At 55.0% G+C, this 20,311-nt stretch carries 17 protein-coding genes; 9 read left to right on the top strand and 8 right to left on the bottom strand.

Annotated features, from left to right (window positions below):
• Positions 1-103 precede the first annotated feature (103 nt).
• From HPC62_RS02585 to HPC62_RS02575, 3 genes are all read left to right on the top strand, one after another.
• Entirely contained in the window at positions 104-523 is a 420-nt protein-coding gene (locus HPC62_RS02585; RefSeq protein ID WP_228721691.1) for a hypothetical protein, read from the top strand.
• Between the two features lie 106 nt (positions 524-629).
• Positions 630-1,235 carry a ParA family protein gene (locus HPC62_RS02580; protein ID WP_172353620.1) on the top strand — a complete coding sequence of 202 codons (606 nt, stop codon included), beginning with the start codon at positions 630-632 and terminating at the stop codon, positions 1,233-1,235.
• Entirely contained in the window at positions 1,232-2,113 is an 882-nt protein-coding gene (locus HPC62_RS02575; RefSeq protein ID WP_172353619.1) for a M28 family peptidase, read from the top strand. The genes HPC62_RS02580 and HPC62_RS02575 overlap by 4 nt, the downstream gene beginning before the upstream one ends.
• Before the next feature lie 77 nt (positions 2,114-2,190).
• On the opposite strand, the gene proC is transcribed toward HPC62_RS02575, so the two are convergent.
• The 4 genes from proC to HPC62_RS02555 form a co-directional block, all read right to left on the bottom strand.
• Positions 2,191-2,955 carry a pyrroline-5-carboxylate reductase gene (proC, locus tag HPC62_RS02570; RefSeq protein WP_172358745.1) on the bottom strand — a complete coding sequence of 255 codons (765 nt, stop codon included), beginning with the start codon at positions 2,953-2,955 and terminating at the stop codon, positions 2,191-2,193.
• 202 nt (positions 2,956-3,157) lie between these two features.
• Positions 3,158-3,733, bottom strand: coding sequence for a cell division protein SepF (locus tag HPC62_RS02565; protein ID WP_172353618.1), 576 nt, complete (start codon positions 3,731-3,733; stop codon positions 3,158-3,160).
• A 1,086-nt stretch (positions 3,734-4,819) separates the two neighbouring features.
• Positions 4,820-6,289 (bottom strand): phosphoglucomutase/phosphomannomutase family protein, encoded by a 1,470-nt coding sequence (locus HPC62_RS02560; RefSeq protein ID WP_172353617.1) that lies wholly within the window; start codon positions 6,287-6,289, stop codon positions 4,820-4,822.
• Between the two features lie 504 nt (positions 6,290-6,793).
• Positions 6,794-7,471, bottom strand: coding sequence for a GvpL/GvpF family gas vesicle protein (locus HPC62_RS02555; RefSeq protein WP_172353616.1), 678 nt, complete (start codon positions 7,469-7,471; stop codon positions 6,794-6,796).
• A 195-nt stretch (positions 7,472-7,666) separates the two neighbouring features.
• Between HPC62_RS02555 and HPC62_RS02550 the strand changes: the two genes are divergently transcribed.
• Positions 7,667-7,978 carry a nucleotidyltransferase family protein gene (locus HPC62_RS02550; RefSeq protein ID WP_172353615.1) on the top strand — a complete coding sequence of 104 codons (312 nt, stop codon included), beginning with the start codon at positions 7,667-7,669 and terminating at the stop codon, positions 7,976-7,978.
• On the top strand, positions 7,971-8,339 hold the full coding sequence (locus tag HPC62_RS02545) for a HepT-like ribonuclease domain-containing protein (protein WP_172353614.1): 369 nt from the start codon (positions 7,971-7,973) through the stop codon (positions 8,337-8,339). Before HPC62_RS02550 ends, HPC62_RS02545 begins: the two co-directional genes overlap by 8 nt.
• A gap of 155 nt (positions 8,340-8,494) precedes the next feature.
• Here the strand turns inward: HPC62_RS02545 and HPC62_RS02540 are convergent, their stop codons facing one another.
• The 3 genes from HPC62_RS02540 to bchL form a co-directional block, all read right to left on the bottom strand.
• Complete coding sequence (locus HPC62_RS02540; protein WP_172353613.1) at positions 8,495-9,901, bottom strand: ferredoxin:protochlorophyllide reductase (ATP-dependent) subunit N; 1,407 nt, start codon at positions 9,899-9,901, stop codon at positions 8,495-8,497.
• 102 nt (positions 9,902-10,003) lie between these two features.
• Entirely contained in the window at positions 10,004-10,426 is a 423-nt protein-coding gene (locus HPC62_RS02535; protein ID WP_172353612.1) for a DUF5331 domain-containing protein, read from the bottom strand.
• Between the two features lie 156 nt (positions 10,427-10,582).
• Complete coding sequence (gene bchL, locus HPC62_RS02530; protein WP_172353611.1) at positions 10,583-11,446, bottom strand: ferredoxin:protochlorophyllide reductase (ATP-dependent) iron-sulfur ATP-binding protein; 864 nt, start codon at positions 11,444-11,446, stop codon at positions 10,583-10,585.
• 441 nt (positions 11,447-11,887) lie between these two features.
• On the opposite strand from bchL, the gene cbiB reads away from it, so the two are divergent.
• From cbiB to HPC62_RS02510, 4 genes are all read left to right on the top strand, one after another.
• Positions 11,888-12,907 (top strand): adenosylcobinamide-phosphate synthase CbiB, encoded by a 1,020-nt coding sequence (cbiB, locus tag HPC62_RS02525; protein WP_225906725.1) that lies wholly within the window; start codon positions 11,888-11,890, stop codon positions 12,905-12,907.
• 49 nt (positions 12,908-12,956) lie between these two features.
• Positions 12,957-14,429, top strand: coding sequence for a CoA-acylating methylmalonate-semialdehyde dehydrogenase (locus HPC62_RS02520; protein WP_172353610.1), 1,473 nt, complete (start codon positions 12,957-12,959; stop codon positions 14,427-14,429).
• Positions 14,430-14,788: 359 nt separating this feature from the next.
• A complete protein-coding gene (locus HPC62_RS02515; protein ID WP_225910601.1) occupies positions 14,789-15,448 on the top strand; it encodes an SH3 domain-containing protein in 660 nt (219 codons plus the stop codon).
• Between the two features lie 591 nt (positions 15,449-16,039).
• A complete protein-coding gene (locus HPC62_RS02510; RefSeq protein ID WP_172353609.1) occupies positions 16,040-16,192 on the top strand; it encodes a hypothetical protein in 153 nt (50 codons plus the stop codon).
• 499 nt (positions 16,193-16,691) lie between these two features.
• Here the strand turns inward: HPC62_RS02510 and HPC62_RS02505 are convergent, their stop codons facing one another.
• Positions 16,692-20,300, bottom strand: a complete 3,609-nt coding sequence (locus HPC62_RS02505) for an Eco57I restriction-modification methylase domain-containing protein (protein ID WP_172358742.1) — start codon at positions 20,298-20,300, stop codon at positions 16,692-16,694.
• Positions 20,301-20,311 lie beyond the last annotated feature (11 nt).

Raw genomic sequence — 20,311 nt, 5'->3', positions numbered from 1 at the left:
AGCGCAAATCCTCACAAGGGGGAAGCAAATGCAACCGCTGCTTAGCTACTGCTTTAGGTATGGCAGGGGTTGCACAAGTAGAAGTACACTCGCAGGAGTCACTATGATGAAGCATCTGTTTCTGAAGCTTGCTCCGGTTCTAGTGGTGGGGGCTAGTTTGGTCAGCATTAGCCCACAGGTCACAGCCCAGAGCGTCCCCATTGGCAATTTGCGTCGTCATCAGGGCATTACGATTACTGGAACTGTGCAAAGCATCGTTGGTAACGAGTTCTTGCTGCGAGACAACACGGGCGAGATCATTGTAGACGCAGGGCCGCGCTGGTATCACCAGATCAATCTATCTCCGGGAGAGCGCGTTACGGTTGTAGGCGAGTACGATGACTATGACTTTGACGCATTTCGGATTACCCGCGAGAACGGCGAAGTGATTGTGATTCGCAATGGCCCGGGCCGTCCACCGTGGGCAGGTGGCCCGCGCGGTGCTGGTCGGCCGTATCGCGGCAGGGGCGATCGAGCATGGTGATGCAAGGGCTATCTTCCTAACTCCATGCCTCCTTCCCTTCGCTGTAAAACCTGCTCCCAGCGCGATAGAATTCCAGTACTAGGGCAGGGGAAGATTCAGCGCGCGGGTGATTATCACGGTTGCCAGTTTCAAAGGAGGCGTGGGGAAAACGACTGCGGCGATCCACTTGGCGGCGTTTTTGCAGACGCAGGGCGAAACGCTGCTGATCGATGCCGATCCGAATCGCTCGGCTACGGGCTGGGCCATGCGGGGCAGCTTGCCCTACGAAGTTGTGGATGAGTGGCGATCGCCCCAGCGAGTCCGCAACTTTAGCCATGTGGTGATTGACACCCAAGCGCGACCCGTGCAGCGCGATTTGGAACTGCTGACCGACGGCTGCGACCTGCTGATCTTGCCGACTACGCCCGACGTGCTGGCGATGGATGCGCTGGTGCTGACGCTGGAATGCCTGCACACCATCGGCGCAAACCGCTATCGCATCATGCTCAACATCATTCCGCCCAAGCCCAGCCGAGATGGGGAAACCGTGCGATCGCTCTTGCAAGAATCGGGAATGCCTGTGTTTGCGGCGGGCGTGCGGCGGCTGGCGGCATTTCAAAAAGCAGCACGAGCGGGCATTCCGGTGTATGAGGTGAAAGATCCCCGCGCCGCCGACGGCTGGCAAGATTATGTATCCGTGGGTGAGGAAATGCTAGAGGTCTTTGGCGGATGACAACTGACACAACAGGCTTTGCGAATCCTGACAATTCCAGCCTGAAAAGTCGGCTTTGGGGACACTTGCAGGCCATTGCGCGAGAGCGCGACCCTTACCTTGCTAGCGAAGGACATTTCTACGTCCAGCAATATATCCAAGCATTCCTGACGCAATTTGGCGCAGTCGAAACGCAGCCGTTCACCATTCGCGGCCAAACACATCACAATCTTCTGCTGAAGTTGCCGGGACAGCAGATGGCCCGTCCACCCATCCTAATTGGCGCACACTACGACGCAATACCCGGTTCGCCCGGGGCAGATGACAATGCATCGGGGGTGGCGGTGCTGCTGGAACTGGGGCGATCGCTCTTTGCTCAACCCGCCCGTCATCCCGTCTGGCTGGTCGCCTTTGACCTGGAGGAATTTGGGCTATTGGGCAGTCGCCACTGTGCCGAACAGTTCCACGCCCAGGGGCAGCGGCTGCGGCTAATGCTGTCGCTGGAAATGCTAGGCTATTGCGACCCACAGCCCGGTTCACAGCGCTATCCCGCCGATTTTTTCTATCAGCTCTATCCCAGCCACGGCAACTTCTTGGGGCTGGTGGGAAGTCCCACAACCTTCCTGGATATGCAGCGCCTCAGCCGCAGCCTGCGCCAGGTCGGCCAAGTGCCTGCCCACTGGTTTCCTGCCCCCAATCGCGCCAGCGCCCTGCCCGACCTGCGCCGCAGCGACCACGCCCCCTTTTGGGATCTGGGCTATCCCGCTGTGATGCTCACCGACACCGCCGATCAGCGCAATCCCCACTATCACCAAGCCAGCGATCGCCCCGAAACCCTCGATCTGGATTTCCTGACGGGCGTTTGTCGGGGTCTGGTGGATGGGGTTCAGGGCTTGTAGGGAGGGTTGATTTTGGATTGGGGATTTTGGATTAAGGGGCCGCAGGGTTTGCAGCGCATCTGGCGATTTGGCAGACCCTAGCCGCCTAATTCGCGCGATCGCCCGGCGGCGGCTTTGACCGCTTCGATCAGGGCAGCGCGGAGCCCGGCTTGTTCTAAGGCAGCGATGCCTGCAATGGTCGTCCCGCCGGGGCTGGTGACGCGATCCTTCAATTCGCCAGGGTGGAGGCCGGTTTCCGCCAGGAGTTGGGCTGTGCCGCGCACGGTCTGGATGGCAAGCTGAGTGGCGATCGCCCTGGGCAGACCAGCCGCCACGCCGCCATCGCTCAGCGCTTCTACAATCAGCGCCACATAGCCCGGGCCAGACCCAGACAGCCCCGTGACGGCATCCATCAGCGACTCAGGCACGTCTACGACTTCGCCCACGGCCTGAAAGATTTGTCGAGCCTGCGCCAAGTGGCTGGGCTGGGTGTGCCGACCTGGGGCGATCGCCGTCATCCCTGCGCCCACGGTGGCCGGCGTGTTTGGCATGGCTCGCACAACGGGGCAATTGGGAAAGCCAGCCTCCAGTTTATGCAGCGGAACCCCTGCCAAGATCGACAGCACCAGCATCGACGACGAGGTCATGGGGAGCGCCTGAACCACAGAGTCAAAGACCTGCGGCTTGATTGACAGCAGCAATACGTCGGCGTGTTGCATTGCATCGGCATTCTCCGCCGTCACCTGCACACCGTATTCTTCTGCCAAATACTCGCGCCGTGCCGCCGCAGGTTCCCCAACCGTCACCTCATCCGACGCGCACACGCCCTGATCTAGCAGGCGAGACAGCAGAGCCTCTGCCATTACGCCGCCACCAATTATTCCCAGCTTCACGACTGCCTCCTTTCTTGCTGTGGATGTCTCGCTCTGGGTATGCTGCACTGCTGCAAACAGCACAAGACCCAGACAGCACAAAACCCCCTTCAGCCAAGCTCCAGAACGGCCGGATTGAGCAGCCGTTGCAAAGCAGCCAAAAGGGGGAGATTGCGAGTGCGACCTCTGAAACTTAAGCCATACGAGCTTGCGGATCTGCGCCCCAGGTCGGAGCGGGGGAGGTCATCGGGCGACCGGGACGCATGGGCTGCTGGAGCGGGATGTCCGCAGGCGGGTTGAGCTGGGTGCTGACCTGGACGCAGTTGGGCGTAAACAGGAAAATGCTCTCGCCGATTCGCTCCTGGTGGCCGTCGATCGCATAGGTGCCGCCGGCCAAAAAATCGACCGCTCGCTGTGCCTGATCGGGGTCCATGATGGTCAGGTTTAGCACGACAGACTTGCGCTCCCGCAGGGCGCGAATTGCCTGGGGCATTTCTTCAAAGGTACGGGGTTCCATAACCACGACTTCAGACATGCCGTTTACACCGGGCATTCCAATCACGTTGCTCATACCGGAGCCAACATCAGTGGTCATCAGCGGGCGATCGCGCATCCGGCGACGGCGCGGTTCTTCTTCGACGAGCGGCTGGACGTTCTCTTCTTGATAGAGATTCTGATATTCCTGTCCGTCCATTTCGTCGTACTCATATTCATAGTCGGCCGGATCATTCAGGCCCACAAAGTCACGCAGCTTAGAAAAAATGCTCACAGGTCACGCTCCATCACATAACGTTAATTGGGTTAATTTTTGACAATCCCATCTGACAATCAAAATCTGACAACCAAATCTGACAAATCCGACAAATCTGACAATCATGCCAGGGCAAACTCTAACATCGAGTGGAGATTTCAAATCGAGACTTCACACACTCAGGCGAGAGTGCCCTATTAACCCGACCGCGATAAGGCTTAAGCATAAATTAATAATCTAAGCGCTTACCCAACGGGCTTGAAATTCCGCTCAAGTTACTTGTTTTGAGTTATCAGTATATAACAGATTTAGAAAATCAATCCCCAATTCGGAATTGATTCAAAAAAATTGCCAATGGCACAAGGCGCGATCGCCCTCACAGTTTATCTAACCAATCCAGAATTCTCAAGTCATGGCAGCCTGGTTTAATTTGGCATTTGATCTTATCCCCAGGTTGCACCGATCAGGTTTGTTAATCAATCGAGCAGCCTAGCCGATCTAACCATCCTAGAATGCTGCGATCGCCTGCTTGGATGTCAGTCTTTAAACTCAGGAGCGATCGCCCAAGCGGTAATTCAGCCTGAATTCTAGACTGGGATCCATGCACTTGGGTCAGGTTTGATCAGGAAAACCTATTAATGGCGATCGCGCGTCCCGGTCTGCTGATCAATCCCCTGCAAGATTGGCAGCCATCCTAGAAGCAGATGAGACAATTTCCCTATCAGAATTGGCTACGGATCAAGCCCGCTCCACTCAGCGATTTTTCCCGATCGGATCGCAGAAAGCAGGGGTTTACAAAGCCTGCTCACAAAATATCGGGATGCCGAATCGCAAAACCCCACTGCCATAGCTGGAGTGGGGCCTTTGAGCAGCCGCCACTGCGGACGAACCCAATAATGAATCAGTTAGGACTTACGCAGTTGGACGATTTCTCGCGGGCTGCGCCCGCGAGAAATCGTCCAAAACCCAGGAACTTCAATCGCAAGTGCGTAAGTCCTATCAGTAATAAATCAGTAATGAATCAGTCGCTGCACCTCCAATCCTCGCTAGCATGGCGGAGGACTGTTTTAACTAGAAGGTTTAACTAGAAGGCGGAGGGCTGTTTTAACCGGAAATAGAGTTGGCCCAGTCCTTGGCCCAGTGCAAGTTTTGCTGCACACGCTCTGGGGTAGCGGCTTCCGAATAGAGGCGTAACACGGGTTCTGTGCCGCTAAAGCGGATCAGCAGCCAGCTTTGATCTGCCAGACGAAACTTGTAGCCGTCGATATCCAGGATGCTCAGCACCGACTGTCCGGCGATCGCCTGGGGGGGCTGGGTCTTGAGCTGGTTCAACAAGCGCGATCGCACGTCCATGCTGGCCAGGGGCAGGTCAATGCGGTCGTAGGCAGAGGTAAAGCCCGTTTTGGCTTGCAGCGCGGCGTATTGGTCGCTCAGATCCATGCCGCTGTCTACGACGGCTTCCAGCACATACAGGGCCGACAGCAGCGCGTCGCGTTCGGGAATGTGGTTGCCGTAGCCGATGCCGCCGGATTCTTCGCCACCCAGAAAAACCTGACTTTCCAACATGCGGTCGGCGATGTATTTGTAGCCAATCGCAGTTTCATAGACGGGCAGGTTGTGCAGCTTGGCAACCAGGGGCATCAGATCCGAGCCACTGATGGTTTTGACGATTTCACCTGTGAAGCCGCGATGGGTAGCGAGGTGCTGAATCAGCACCGGAATCAGCACTTGAGAACTCAGGAAATTGCCTGCGCCATCGACGGCGGCAATGCGATCGCTGTCTCCATCAAACACCAGCCCCACCACTAGCTCATCGGGCGATCGCCGCTCATAGGTTCGGATTTGGTGGAGCAGGTCGGGCAAGTAGCGGGGCAGGGGTTCTGGTGCGCCGCCGCCAAACAGTGGATCTGCGCTGCCGTTTAGCTCATGAATGGGCGTGCCCAAAAGCTGCTCTAGCCCGCCCGACGCTGCACCGTGCATCACATCGGCAAACACGGTGAGCTTGCCCGTGGCGATCGCCTGCCGCAGTTTTTCCACATCCACCTTGGCCCGCAGCCCTTCGCAATAGCTCGTCCACGGGTTAAAGGTTTGCAGCGTCCCCGGCTGCTCTACGGAGGGAAGTTCCTGTCCCAGCAGCGTCTCAATCTTTGCCGTCACCTCCGGCGGAATCGACCCGCCAAAGCCTGCCTTCACCTTCAGTCCCGAATAGGCCGCAGGATTATGGCTGGCAGTAATCACCACGGCCCCCAGGGCGTTTTGCTGCTTTGCCGCCCAGCTAAAGGCCGGCGTTGGCGCAAAGGATTCCGACAGCAATACGTCATAGCCCGCTTTTTGTAGCGCCTCTGCCGCCACCTGAGCAAACTCCGGCGACAAAAAGCGGCGATCGTAGCCCACAATCACTAGGCGATTTTGGGTTTGTTCACCATACGTCTGCTCTAGGGCGATCGCCGCCCGTGGCGCAACCTGCATCACCCGCTCAAAGGTAAAGTCTGCTGCGATCATGCCGCGCCAGCCGTCTGTCCCAAAGGAAATGGGCCGCTGGACAAACGCAGAGGGAGAAAGTTGACCTGCCATAGGATGTCTAGGAATTGGGGGACTGCAAGGAACAGGAAAAACCTGAGCGCATTGAGCCAATCTGCACGCTGCCGTTCCAGCAGCACATTGCAAACTGCCACTCAGAGCAATTCTATGCAGGAAATCCCGTATCCGCCAGACCGTTCTCCGGCATTCACTCCAATTTTACGAAGATTTTCAGAGCAATTTCACCCAATCTCGCCAGTGAGCAAATCCTTAATGAGCAATCCTTAAATGAGCAATCCTTTTGTCAATTCGCCTGAGTCGCCTGAGCCACCCCATGAATGAAACTGAATGAAACTGCTAAAAGCCCTGCAATCCAAAAATCGCCAATCCAAAATCCAAAATCAATATGCCTTCCCTAATCAGCGCAATAGCCCCGTCCACACTGCCTGGGTTGGGGGCTGAAATCCAGGTCGGTTCAGGAGCGGAGCTATTGCGGTTTGGGGGCTTGAATATTGTTTCAGCCCTTGCCCCAGAAATTACGCAAACCCAACCCAAAAACTACACAAAGTGATAAGGCGGCAGCGCCTCACTCAGCGCCATGTGCCAGCCAGGACAGCGCGATCGCCACTCTTCCAGTTGCGCCCGCAGCGCAGGCTCCGCCTCTCGACTGAGCAATAGGTGCAGCCGCTCTACGCCATCGCGGGGTGCGTCGATCTGGAGCATGGGATAGGCCTGGGCGATCGCCCCTTTAATTGCTTCCAGTTCTGCTTGCTGCTGCCGCTGGCGATCAAGCTGCTGTTGAAATTGCTGTTTTTTTGCTAGAAAATAGTCGCGTCCGGTTCCGGCAGTCGCCAGCGGGCTTGGGGCAGAAGATTCGGGCGATCGCGGCGATAGTTTTAACGTATATTCAGCCTGCCCCACCAGCCGCGTCAGGGTTGCCTGGTAGCCAGCCGCATTGACGTGCAGATGCTCCAGCAGCTTTTCCTGCGACACAAACTGCGTGCCAAACCGCAGCGGCAGCACAGGAACCTGCTCAAACACCTCACGAATCACCTGGTCATGGTGCAAGACTGCCCGCATCAGCCGCTCGTCGCTCTGCTCCAGCATGGCCAAGTCCAGCCCCGGCTCCACGACCGCGCCCACCCCCAGTTCGTACAGCAGCATCAACTCGCCGCTAATGCCCGCCGGTAGCACAATCGACTCGGTTGACTGAAGGACAAACGCATAGGTGTACATCAAAACCTTATTGCCCCAATGGAGAGACGCTGCTTAATACTCCATTAATACTCCATTCTATAAGGGCTGGGACGGATGCCATTCCATTAGTTTTCGTGAACGCAACTTGCAAGCGGCAAGCGGCGTTGATGGCGTTAATATTGTGGGTGAGCATTCTCATCAAGAGCCACCTAGCAAGCGTTACCAAGCATCACAATGACGACCCGCTCAATGAAGCCGATTGCGAAAGAGGAAGTTCTGGCTCAGTTGAAAGCGCTCAAGCCCGAACTCGCTCAACGCTATGGGGTAGGTCAGATTGGGGTCTTTGGCTCTGTCGCCAGAAATGAAGCCCATGAGGAAAGCGATATTGATGTCGTGGTGCAAATGCTGCCCGATATTCTGAAACGCGCCAGCCTAAAGGCAGAGTTGGAAGAAAAATTTGGCAGAGATGTAGACGTGATTCGCTATTGGCACGGCATGAATCAATTCCTCAAAGCCAGGATCGATCAAGAGGCGGTGTATGCGTGATCGATCGATACTCTTGGAGCTATTTCTTGAAATTGAAGAAGCGATCAGAAGAATCGAGCGGCGCTTTATAGGAATCGATTCTCCGGGGGACTTTTTGCGCGATGACGCGGGTTTGGATCGGCTAGATGCAATTGCCATGATGCTCATTGCAATTGGCGAGAATGTTCAAAGAATTGATAAGCGTGCAGATAGAGATTTCTTTAAACAGCAACCGAGCATCGATTGGGAAGGAGTCAAAGGAATTCGGAATCTACTGGCGCACAACTACTTCAATGATGCAGAAGAAATTTACAAAATCTGCTCTCAAGATATTGAGCCGTTGAAGCGGGCAATTCAAAAAATTCGCAGTGATATTTTCTAATTCAGACAGAACCTACGCGCTTTCGATGAATTTTTCGGATTTTGGATGATTTCTCACAGACAAGGCCCACCAGAAATCATCCAACTGCGTAAATCCTGCCGGAATCAGTTTTGCCAAGGGTTGTCTCAGACGCGGGCTAGATCAGGACAAGCGCCCTACACGTTTGCCTCTTCCTTGACCAGCTTGTCCCAGCCCAGATCCTTCAGCGAGGTATTTCGGCGCAGCGGGCGGGTCGCCAGTTCCAGGATGTCGCGGGCGTTGGCAAAGCCGTGAATCTGGGCAAAGGTGAACTCCACCGACCACTTAGTATTAATGCCCCGCGCCTCTAGCGGGTTGGCGTGGGCCATGCCCGTGATCACCAGATCAGGATTCAGGTCATAAATCCGCTGAATCTGGTTATAGTTGTCGGGCTTTTCCACAATGCGGGGCAGCGGCACGCCCATTTCGGCACAGGTCTTCTCTAGCAGCGCCAGTTCCGCCGCCTGGTAGCGCTTGTCCATATAGGGAATGCCGATTTCGGGGACAGTCATGCCGCAGCGAATCAGGAAGCGGGCCAGGGAAATTTCCAGCAGGTTATCCCCCATGAAAAAGACCGACTTGCCGCGTAGCAGAGAAACGTAATCCTCCAGCCCTTCCCAGATTTTGGTTTCGCGCTCTTCCAGTCCCTTCGGCTCAATGCCAAACACAGAGCAAATTTTCTCCACCCAGGCGCGGGTTCCGTCTGGGCCGATGGGGAAGGGTGCGCCGATCAGCTTGCACTTGCGGCGGCGCATCAGCGTGGTGGCGGTGCGAGACAGGAACGGGTTCACGCCGCAGACGTAATAGCCTTCTTCGATCACAGGCAGCTCCGTAAACCGCTTGGCCGGTAGCCAGCCAGAAACCCGGATGCCCTGCTTCTTTAGTTCTAGCGTCAGTTGCGTGACGACCGGATCGGGCAGGGAGCCGAACAGCACCAGCGGCGGATGGTCTACATATTCCGATTCTTCCGCCTTCACGTCTTCCTGCTTGCGGCCAAAGTTCAACAATCGCTGCACGGCGTTGCGCTCGGCTTTTTCGGACTCCAGCACGGGTGCTTTGTCGGGGCAGCGGGCCGCCATTGCCGCCAGCACGGTGTCTTCGCCTTGGGTAAAGGCGTAGTCCAGTCCGTTGGCGCGGGCCACGACAATGGGAATGCCGATCTCTGCCTCCAGCTTGGGCGCGAGGCCTTCCAAATCCATTTTGATGATTTCGGTGGTGCAGGTGCCGATCCATACGATGACGGACGGATTGCGATCGCGCTTAATCTGTTCACACAGCCGCTTTAGCTCTTCGTAATCGTTTAGCTGGGCAGAAATATCGCCCTCTTCCAGTTCTGCCATTGCATAGCGCGGCTCGGCAAAAATCATCACGCCCATCGCGTTTTGCAAGAAATAGCCGCAGGTCTTGGTGCCGATGACCAGAAAGAAACTGTCCTCAATTTTTTGATAGAGCCACGCGACGCAGCTAATTGGGCAGAAGGTATGATAGTTGCCCGTTTCACAGTCAAAGTTCAGCGCTTGGGGTTGAGTATCGGCGAGGGTCATGGCGAGTATTGGAGTGTTGGGATGTTGAAGAGGGAAGAGAAGAATTGGGGATTGGGGGCTGGCGTAACGTGAAGTAAACTAGCCATCACTCCGGGCGCTCCGTTAATCCCGCTCTCCCACGCCCGTACAGGCTTCGTCAATTTTGGAAGACAGGCGGACAGCGGGAACCTTGCTAGCGGGCTTGGTTTCGGGCAGGTCGAGGGGCGTTTCGGAGGCGAGGGTGCGGCTGGGGAGCATTTTGGGAGCGTCGTCGTCCAGTTCGTCGAGTTCGTCGTCGGGGTTGAAGTTGAGCCCTAGCGCCAGGATGATGCGGTCGGGGTCGTTGCTGAGGTCTACAATCAGCGGCAGCAGGCTCGTCAACTGTGGCTCTAGGGTCGAGAGCGTTCCCAAAATGAATCCAGAGGAGGGTCGCCGCTGTCCGGTACAGTCTACCCAAACGCCCAGCCGCGCAATCCACTCTCGATTTTCACGATAGTAGGTGAGCCAGGCGATTTTCAGGGACTTGCGGAGGTATTGAACGTTCATTAGGGGTCAGGGTTCGGGAGTCAGGGTTCGGGGATTCAAACTACAGAGTTTAGAGTATCGGGTGGCGATCGCCCCTTCTGTCATCTTCCGCAAAGCTAAAGAATTGCAGGCTTTTCCCCGACCTCTGACCCCAACTCCTGCCCCCTTTATCTATCACTAGACCATCATCAAGTCCAGTTCCTCTTCGGCCCGCTTCGGCGCTTCTTTAGGATTCAAGTAAAAATCAGACAGCAGGCTAAACAGGTCGCGGTCGGGTGCATCGCTGGGCACAACCCCTTCGGGACGAGCCAAAATTTGGTCGGCAATATTGAGGTAATAGTCGCAGACGTAGTTCAGCGAGGGGTCTTTTTCCGCCATCTCGAACAGCGTTTTGCCTTTGACGCGAGACACACGGATGTCTTCGATCAGGGGCAGCACCTCCAGGACAGGCATGGGCACGGCTTCGATGTATTTATCAATCAGGTCGCGCTTGGCGGTGCGGTTGCCGATCAGCCCAGCAAGGCGCAGCGGGTGGGTGCGGGCTTTTTCGCGGACGGAGGCGGCGATGCGGTTGGCGGCAAACAGCGCGTCGAAGCCGTTGTCGGTGACGATCATGCAATAGTCAGCGTAGTTTAGCGGGGCAGCAAACCCGCCACACACCACGTCCCCCAGCACGTCGAATAAGATCACATCGTACTCATCAAAGGCATTTAGCTCCTTGAGCAGCTTCACAGTTTCGCCGACAACGTAGCCACCGCAGCCCGCCCCTGCTGGCGGCCCGCCTGCCTCTACGCAGTCCACGCCGCCGTAGCCCTTGTAGATCACGTCTTCGGGCCACACATCTTCGTAGTGATAGTCCTTTTCTTGCAGCGTGTCGATGATGGTGGGAATGAGGAAACCCGTGAGGGTAAAGGTGCTGTCGTGCTTGGGGTCGCAGCCGATTTGCAGCACCTTTTTGCCGCGACGGGCAAGGGCAACTGAGATATTGCAACTGGTGGTGGACTTACCAATGCCACCTTTTCCGTAGACCGCAAGTTTCACGGGCAAGCTCCTGGTGAAGGGATGAAAACTGGAGAGAGGAGAGAAGTAGCAGCGGCAATCGCGGCTACTGTGTGAATTATGAAGAGCCAAATGCCCAAAGGAAAGGGTCTGACAAATCAGTTCACGTCTCTAAACGGTTCTACACAGTCTAAAAAGCATCCTGTATTTTCTTTCAGAGCCAGACTGCCTTTGATGTCTTCAAAAACCTTCTCAAAGACTTTTGAAAACTCTTTTTTATAAAAAGAAGAACAAAATACAAAAAGTGCCTGAACCACTGGACGGGATTGCTTTTGGCGATCGCCCGCCTCTCCCAATCCTCCCAGCCGCCCACCAGAACCGCACCCTGTCGCAGCCTCAGGGCGATCGCCCCCTCTGAACCCCTTGCTCCCACGGGCGCAGATTCCTCCGAAAATAGAGGAAGCCGCTGGATTGATAATTATCGTGAATTTTTTGGAAAACCCTGCCCTGCCGCTGGCGATCGCCGCCCTGCTGGACTTTTTGATTGGCGACCCGTGGAACTGGCTGCATCCGGTGCAGGTGATGGGCTGGGCCATCGGTCGCTATAGCCACTGGGTGCAGGACGGGCTGCATCTGACGACGGAGCCAGAATCCGTGCAGCAACGGGTGGTCTGGCAGCGGGCGGCAGGGGTTTTGCTGGCGATCGCCCTCGTCCTCGGCAGCGGCTTTGTTGGCTGGCTCATCGTTGACTTCAGTCGCACGGTTCATCCATTCCTGGGACTGGCGATCGAATCGATCCTGCTGGCCAGTTGCTTTGCAGGGCGCAGCCTGCGCGATGCGGCAGCAGACGTGCTGCGTCCCCTAGCAGCGGGCCACTTACCCGAAGCGCGATCGCACCTCAGCCGCTACGTAGGGCGCGATACAGAAAGCCTGCCAGAATCCGAAATTCTCCGCGCCGTGCTGGAAACCGTGACCGAAAACGCCACCGACGGCGTAACGGCTCCGCTGTTTTGGGCGATCGCCGGATCGGTTACCCCCCTTGGCCCCGTGCCGCTAGCCCTGGGCTACAAAGCCGCCAGCACCCTCGACTCGATGGTGGGCTATAGAGCCGCCCCCTACACATACTTGGGCTGGGCCAGCGCTCGCCTGGATGACCTGCTGACCTGGCTACCCTGTCGCCTCACGGTGGTGACGATTGCGCTGCTCTCTGGCAGACCCCGCCATGTGCTAGAGCGCTGCCGCCGCGATGCCCCCCAGGACCCCAGCCCCAACGCCGGATGGAGCGAATGCGCCTATGCCGCTGCGCTGGATGTGCAGGTCGGCGGACAAAACACCTATCGCGGCAACCTCACCCACAAGCCGCTGTTGGCAGATCCCGTGCGTCCCATCACGCCTGAACGCATCCAGCAAGCCCTGAGCCTGACTCGCCGCATTTTCTTACTCTGGCTTGCCGGGGCGATCGCCCTCCACTCCCTATCCGGCTTGCGCCCGCTGCTATCCTGAAGAGCAGACCGCTAACAGAACGCAGGAATCAAACGCAGGACATTTCGGCATGGCAGAGCAATTGCAGAACTATATCAATGGACAGTGGTGCGCGTCGGCAGCGACCGACTATTTAGATGTGGTGAATCCTGCCACCTGTGAGGTGCTGGCGAAAGTGCCCCTGTCGCCCGCCCATGAGGTGGATGACGCGGCTCAGGCAGCAGCAGCGGCGTTTCAAACCTGGCGGCGCGTGCCAGCGGGCGATCGCATTCAGTATTTGTTCAAGCTCAAGAGCCTGCTCGAAGAGAACCTGGATGACCTGTCGCGGACGATTACGCTAGAGTGCGGCAAGATCTATGCCGAAGCCAGAGCCGAGATGCAGCGGGCGATTGAAAACGTCGAAGTGGCCTGCGGCATTCCCATGCTGATGCAGGGCGATGTGTCGGAAGACATTGCGCGAGGCATTGATGAATTCATGATTCGCCAGCCGCTGGGCGTTTGTGCGGCGATCGCCCCGTTTAACTTTCCTGGCATGATTCCCTTTTGGTTTCTGCCCTATGCGATCGCCTGCGGCAATACCTACATCCTGAAGCCGTCGGAAAAAGTGCCCCTGACGCTGCAAAAGGTGATGCGGCTGATCGAGCAAACGGGCTTACCGCCCGGTGTGGTGAATCTGGTCAATGGCGCAAAAGAAGCCGTCGATGCGATTTTGGACCATCCCGCGATTCGCGGCATTAGCTTCGTTGGCTCGTCGCCCGTGGCGAAATACGTCTACAGTCGGGCGGCGGCGAACGGCAAGCGGGTGCAGTGTCAGGGTGGCGCAAAGAACCCGATCATCGTGCTGCCGGATGCCGACCTAGATTCCACCATTCGGATCGCCGCAGACAGCGCCTTTGGCTGTGCCGGACAGCGCTGCCTAGCCGCGTCGCTGATGGTGACGGTGGGGCGGGCGCGGGAACCCTTCACCGAGGCAATGGCAGAAGCGGCCAAGTCTCGCGTGGTGGGCTTCGGGCTAGATCAGGGCGTGCAGATGGGCCCGGTGATTAATCTACAAAGCCGCGATCGCATTTCTGACCTGATCCAGCAGGGCATCGACGAAGGCGCAACGCCGCTGATCGACGGGCGCAATCCCAAAATTTCTGGCTACGAATCCGGCAGTTTCGTCCGCCCGACGCTGCTGCAAGACGTGCGCCCCGACAGCCGCATCGCCCAGACGGAGATTTTTGGCCCGGTGCTGGGGCTACTGCATGTAGACACGATCGAGGAGGCGATCGCCCTGGTTAACAGCGGCCACTGGGGCAACATGGCGTGCCTGTTCACCAGCAGCGGCGCGGCCGCCCGCAAGTTTCGCCATGAAGCCGAAGCGGGCAACATTGGCATCAATATCGGCGTGGCCGCACCGATGGCCTTTTTCCCCTTCAGCGGCTGGAAGGAGAGCTTCTTTGGCGATTTGCACGGCCAGGGCAAGCACGCGGTCGAGTTTTTCACCCAGACCAAGGTCGTCGTCGAGCGCTGGTTTCAGGACTGGACGCGCCAGTTCTAGCCATCCTGCAAAAGTCGTCGTTTTTTCTTAATCTTTGTCCTGAAGACTTTCTGCATATTCTGGAAATGCTTGCGGTCTGAACTTTACAAGGGGGCGATCGCCCTAGAAAATCGGTGAAAAGGGTCAGATTTTGTCGTGGATTTCGTGTAAAAACCTGAATACTTTGGGTATCTCTTTGATGTGCAGATCAACGTAAATCACCCAGATGTAGCTAAATCACTTGGATTTTTGGATTTAAAGATTTAACCGGGTTTCCTGAGCCAAAATTGCAGACTCCATGTTTGCAGGTTTGATCCGCATAAGTCCTGTCTTGGCTCCACCAATTTTGTTATTTCCACGCTTTTTTGAGGTTTGACTGAATGAAGCTTTCACTCACCCCCGGTATTGCGAACGGTATTGCGAAGTTTTTGACCTCGACTGCCCTGACGCTGGCATTCATAGCCCTCGCTCCGTTGGCGGCTCTGGCAGAAATGGCCACGCTGACCGCCAGCCCCGGCAGCCGCATCAACGTGCGCGATTTGCCCTCGACCACGGCCCCCATCCGGCATTACGGACTTCCGGGCGATCGCGTCGAAATCATCACCTCCGTCAACTCCAGTTCTGACGGCCGCCTCTGGTATCAGGTGCTATTCCCTCGAACCGGTGCGCGGGGCTGGGTGCGCGGTGATCTGGTTCGCCCCGATTCTTCCGCACCGCCGTCCTCCTTCGAGCCGCAGCGGGTTTCCTTCGCCCCCGGTTCATCGGCGGCCACCGTCGGCGGTCGCGTGCAGGGCAGCCAAGTGCGCGACTACATCCTCAACGCCCGCGCCGGACAAACCATGTCCACCAGCATCACAGGCACCTCGCCGTTTCTGCAAGTCATCGTGATGCAGCCCAATAGCCGCACGCTCTATACGGGCAGCGGCAACTGGTCGGGCGTGCTGCCTGCCAGCGGCGACTACTACGTGCGCGTGCGGATTGTGCCCGAAGAACAGGCCAATGCCTCCGGCGAATATAGCCTGACCATCAGCATTCGATAACGGGCTTTACCTGGATAAGAAAAGGGATAGGGGCGATCGCATTCTATTTCCCAAGAAGCATCGCCCTTCACACTCCGTAGCAAAATTTTGCTTGCGCTGAGCAATCCTCTCTACTACAGTCGTCCATCAAGCTGTGATTTTTCCCTATCGCAACTGGAGACGACGCTTTGGCTTGCGCTTGAACTTGATTGCAGGGTTGCTCAACTACGAACTGGCACACGCTTCCTGATTCATGCAGGAGGTCTAATGACCCAAGTCTGTCGCTACTCAACCTCTGCGGCTGACCCGAAAGCGGCTGAGAGTATGCGGCTTGACCCAGATCTCGAAGAACCGAGCCTCTGCAATTGGGGGGCGAATCGCCGACCCCACCGGAAGCTGACAGAACCAGGGCGCTGAGGGCTAACGGCAAAGTTGTGCGGCGGCAGACAAGCTTGAACTCTCACCGATAACCTCTGTTCCGTCCGCACCAACGCAGTTATAGGGAGACGGAACAGCAAAGGAGAGGAGACGACCATGCACTGAGCGATCGCCCTTCATTTCCCAGCACCGACACCTTTCGGCGATCGCCCTCATTTCACAGTACCGACATCTTTGGGCGATCGCCCTTCATTTCCCAGCACCGACACCTTTCGGCGATCGCCCTCATTTCACAGTACCGACATCTTTGGGCGATCGCCCCCCCGGCTACCGTTTGGGACGTTGCACACTGACCGAAGTCTGTCGCTACTCAGCCTCTGCGGCTGATCCGAAAGTTGCTGGGAGTATTCGGCTTGACCCAGATCTCGAAGAACCGAGCCTTCGCAATTGGGGGGCGTTGGCGCAAGCCCTGCAGAGCAGCCATCGTCTCCTCACCGATAAGCTGACAGAACCAGGGCGCTGAGGGCTAACGCGGGCGATCACCCAGTCGCCGCCAAAAAAACTTGATTAAAATTCGCGGACGACCGGAGACTTGGGTGAATCGCTTTGTTCGTCGCTTTGTGATTTGCCAACCCGCGAAATTATGCTCCAAGCCCCGCCGTCCTTTTGCTCAATTAGCATAACCTCGCGAAAAGTATATTGGAACGGCGCAGGTATCGTGGCCGAAATAGCAGCGAAGATTTGATCGGTGCAAGTACCGTTTCGCGGATGAATCAACGTTATATATGGTATACATCAGTCATCACCTCCGTTGTCTCTGCCCATGCGGTATTTGATGTTGTGGTTGATGAGGTCGTTGAGGTTTTCAGCGGTGTAGCAATAGTAGTCAAGAGATTAGCCCCCTTTCGACATCACGATAGGCCTTAAGAGCCGCTTGTTTGGTGGCATCGGGAACAAGGGGAAAGGTGCTGAGAATATGCTCAAATTCGGTTTCGGTTAAGCCATAGAGGTGGGCAATGATGCCATCCAGTTCGGCACGGAGTTTTGCCCGCTCGGTTTCATCGGTCACCCCCCTGCCGCCCTCACCCCCGGCCCCTCTCCCAGAACGGGAGAGGGGGGCAAAAGAGCTGTCCGGTTCCCCTTCTCCCCCCTTGGGAGAAGGGGTTAGGGGATGAGGGAAAACCTCTTGCCACAAGTCATCAAATTCTGGCGTGGTGCAGATGAGTTTGGCAGCGCGTTCCACAATGGCATCAAACCACCGATCGCCCTCCTGAAGTCGAGGGATATGCAGAGAATACATAAAATGCATATCACAGTGTGTTGTTACCTTTCTACGAATTTCCGAATCCAGCGCAAACGAATTTAGAATTGCTGTCAAATAAAGAGTGACATTATAAGGTAATAAATTTCTAACCGATTGTGCTGTGTCTGCACAAAAATGATTAGGAGGCAAAACGGTAGCGATTAAAGTCCGAGTATCAGTATTTCGGGCAATCCTTCGATGAACTACACGATAGTCTTTATAATCAAGCTTTTGCCCATTATCCACTCCATTCCTTCCTAACAGCGCCTTGCGCCCTTCTTTTTCATCGATCCAGTAGCGGGGTGGGGCAAACCGATGGGTAAACTGATGAATCATCTTGCCTTCGTAGAGCGGCAAGCGCCCCGGGGCAGGCTCCGTTTTGAATAGATAACTGTCACTTGTCATATTAAACTCTTGGCGTAGTTTTAGATTCCATGTTCCCTCAATTGCTTCACCCAACAAGGGAAATTGCAGCATCTTTTGGGCAATGGCAATATCAATGGATTCCTTAAACTCCATGATGGAGAGCGAGTCCGGCGAGAGCTTGCGGATGAAGGGTACATCTAAGTAAATATCGTCAGGTGCTGGAAACTCGCCAAGTTCTGCCACCTCATGACGCATAAAGCGCACCGGAAAAGCTTGGGTTTGCCCGCCTTTTGCAAAAGAAAGGATGACAAACTTAAAACTCCGATGGACTCCTTCAAAAATAGTCTTACGATTTTCAAAGCAGAATAAACCCGTGATTTGGGTCTGGGAAAAGAGCATTTCGCGCAGTTGTTTTGTACCTAAGTCTGTGTAAATTCCGCTGGGAATAACAATTCCACATTCTCCGCCTTCTCTCAGAAGGTTATAGCACTGTTCTACAAACAAGGAATATAAGTTTATTTTCCTGGCGACACTCCTACCATCTACTTCTGAACGCTGATTGGTATACTGGTCTGCTTTCTTGAAATACTGACTAACATGAGGAAACTGGCTACAGTAGCTCAACCACGCCTTAGCTATTTCTTCATCTTTTAAAAGTTGATCACGCTGTTTCTCCCAAGATTTGATATCAAGTTTTTTCTTGCGGATTAAACTGTTATATTTTTGGAAAAATTCTTTCTCATCGGTTTGGAAAACTTCCCACGGGGGATTGGTAATAATGGCATCAAAGCCACCCCGGGCAAACACAGTATCGAAGTGATAGCCCCAGTGAAAGGGTTCCAGAATATCAATATCGGCAAGGGTCAGCGGTCGTTTTTGGGGTTTTCCCGTTAGTTGAGCTTGCTCATACCTAATTCCCAACTTCGTGCTAAATTCATCCAACAGCAACTGATTTAACTTGCTTTGGGATTCCCGATTGAGTTTATCAATGTGGTCTCGCAGTTGCAATAACCGCGTTTCTTGAGGCAGTTCCTCATTGTTGTTCTGGAAGGCGTGTTTTTTGTAGAGGGCAATCGTTCGGTTTTTGTCTTGTAGGATTTGCTGATAAGCAGAAGCAGCGAGGGTTTGGAGCAAATTGCCCTGAAATATGACCTCACTCCCAGCCCCTCTCCCTTTTTGCGAGGGGGGGGTAGACAGGCGATCGAATCCTTCGGCATCGACTCGAATCAAGCCAATTAACGAATTGCCCGCCATGATATTAAAATCAATATTGGGCAGAGGTTCCAAATCTTCAACCCGCTTGGCGGAGGAGACCAATGCCAAAAATAGCCGCAATTTGGCAATTTCGGTGGCTTCTTCCATGATGTCTACGCCATACAGGTTGTCGGTGATGATGCGTTTTTTGATGTAGTACTCCGGAGAGGAATGTTTAGCGGCTTCTTTGAGCCATTTTTGGATGTTTTCTGACGCAGAGCTTTCTGGGAATGATTTGACCCGGTCAACAACCCTTTGATAAATTTGAATCAATGTTTTCATTGCCGCGATCAAGAATGCTCCCGAACCACAGGCGGGGTCGAGCAGGGTTAGGTTCGGTAAAATCTCGTTGAGTAGGCGATCGCACTGATTCATATCTAGGGTTGCGAGCAGGGGTAGCAGTCCCTCTCTGCCAGCCCCTTTCTCCGGGGGGGAGAGCACGGAGGAAACACCCTCACCCCCAGCCCCTCTCCCAAGGGGGGAGAGGGGAGTAAGGCGATCTAAAATCAGTTTGTTGATCGTGCGATCGCACAAGTATTCTGTAATTTCTGGGCGGGTGTAGTAGGCACCAAATTCTTTTTGGTTGATATACTTCTCGAAGATATAGCCCAACACATCGGGGTTGATTTCCAAGGGGTCTTTATCGGGGCGATCGTCTAAATGCCAGGAATAACGGGAAAATAGGTCGAATACTTGGGAAAAGGCGCGATCGCTAATCTGAATTTGCGGATACTTTTGCTCGATCGTGTGGCGGAGGAATAAGCCGCCATTGAGATAACAAATCTTGCCTATACGCTGCTGAATTACTGGATCACGCAGGTATTCCGGCTCAGCAAAACCAACAAAGAATAGATCCTGGAGAAACTGATAAAAGTTTCGACCTTCCTGTTGACAGGCTTTGAGTTTATTTTGTAAATACGAGGCATCCCCGTTATCCAGGAAATAGCGACGCTGTAGGAAATAGACAAACATTAACCGGTTGAGCAAAACCGAAGCATACCACCGGCGATCGCTCTCCGAATCAATCCCCTCAATTTCCAAACAAAACCGCTGATGTAACCCTTCAAAATCCTGGAAAAACTGCTTCGTAACCCGTTCAACATCAAACCCCTGCTTCACCTTCTGCGCCACATCCACATGGGTTAAACTCGCTTCTTCTTGGATATCAACAATCAACGCTTCCAGCTTTTGCAACAGCGGCTCTGAATTCTGACCCACCTTGTAAGAGTGCGATCGCACCTTGGGGCTTTTGCCAAGTTCTGGTTTGAGCCACAACCACTCCTGCTGTGTCTTCCCCTCATCGCCCAATACCAACAGGTGGGATTTGCTGTAGTCGGTCAGTTGGCAATCGAGCTTCATCCGAAGCGGACGAGCCGGAATCTCTGGGGTGAGGCACTGGTAGACAATGAAGCCACGCTTTTGGGCAATGGATACCACCTCGAAAAAGTGACCATCAATCTCGAAGGGCAACACGATGCGATCGACCGTATCCCAGCCCAATTCTTCAATAAACAGAGATGCCAAATCAAACTTCTGGAGATACTTTTGGGCACGTTGGCGATTCAGTTGCATTTTAGGTTGGC

The organism is Thermoleptolyngbya sichuanensis A183 (assembly GCF_013177315.1).
Lineage (GTDB): Bacteria > Cyanobacteriota > Cyanobacteriia > Elainellales > Elainellaceae > Thermoleptolyngbya > Thermoleptolyngbya sichuanensis.
Note: the sequence above shows the minus strand (reverse complement) of the source record. Positions and strands in the feature narration are given on the sequence as shown.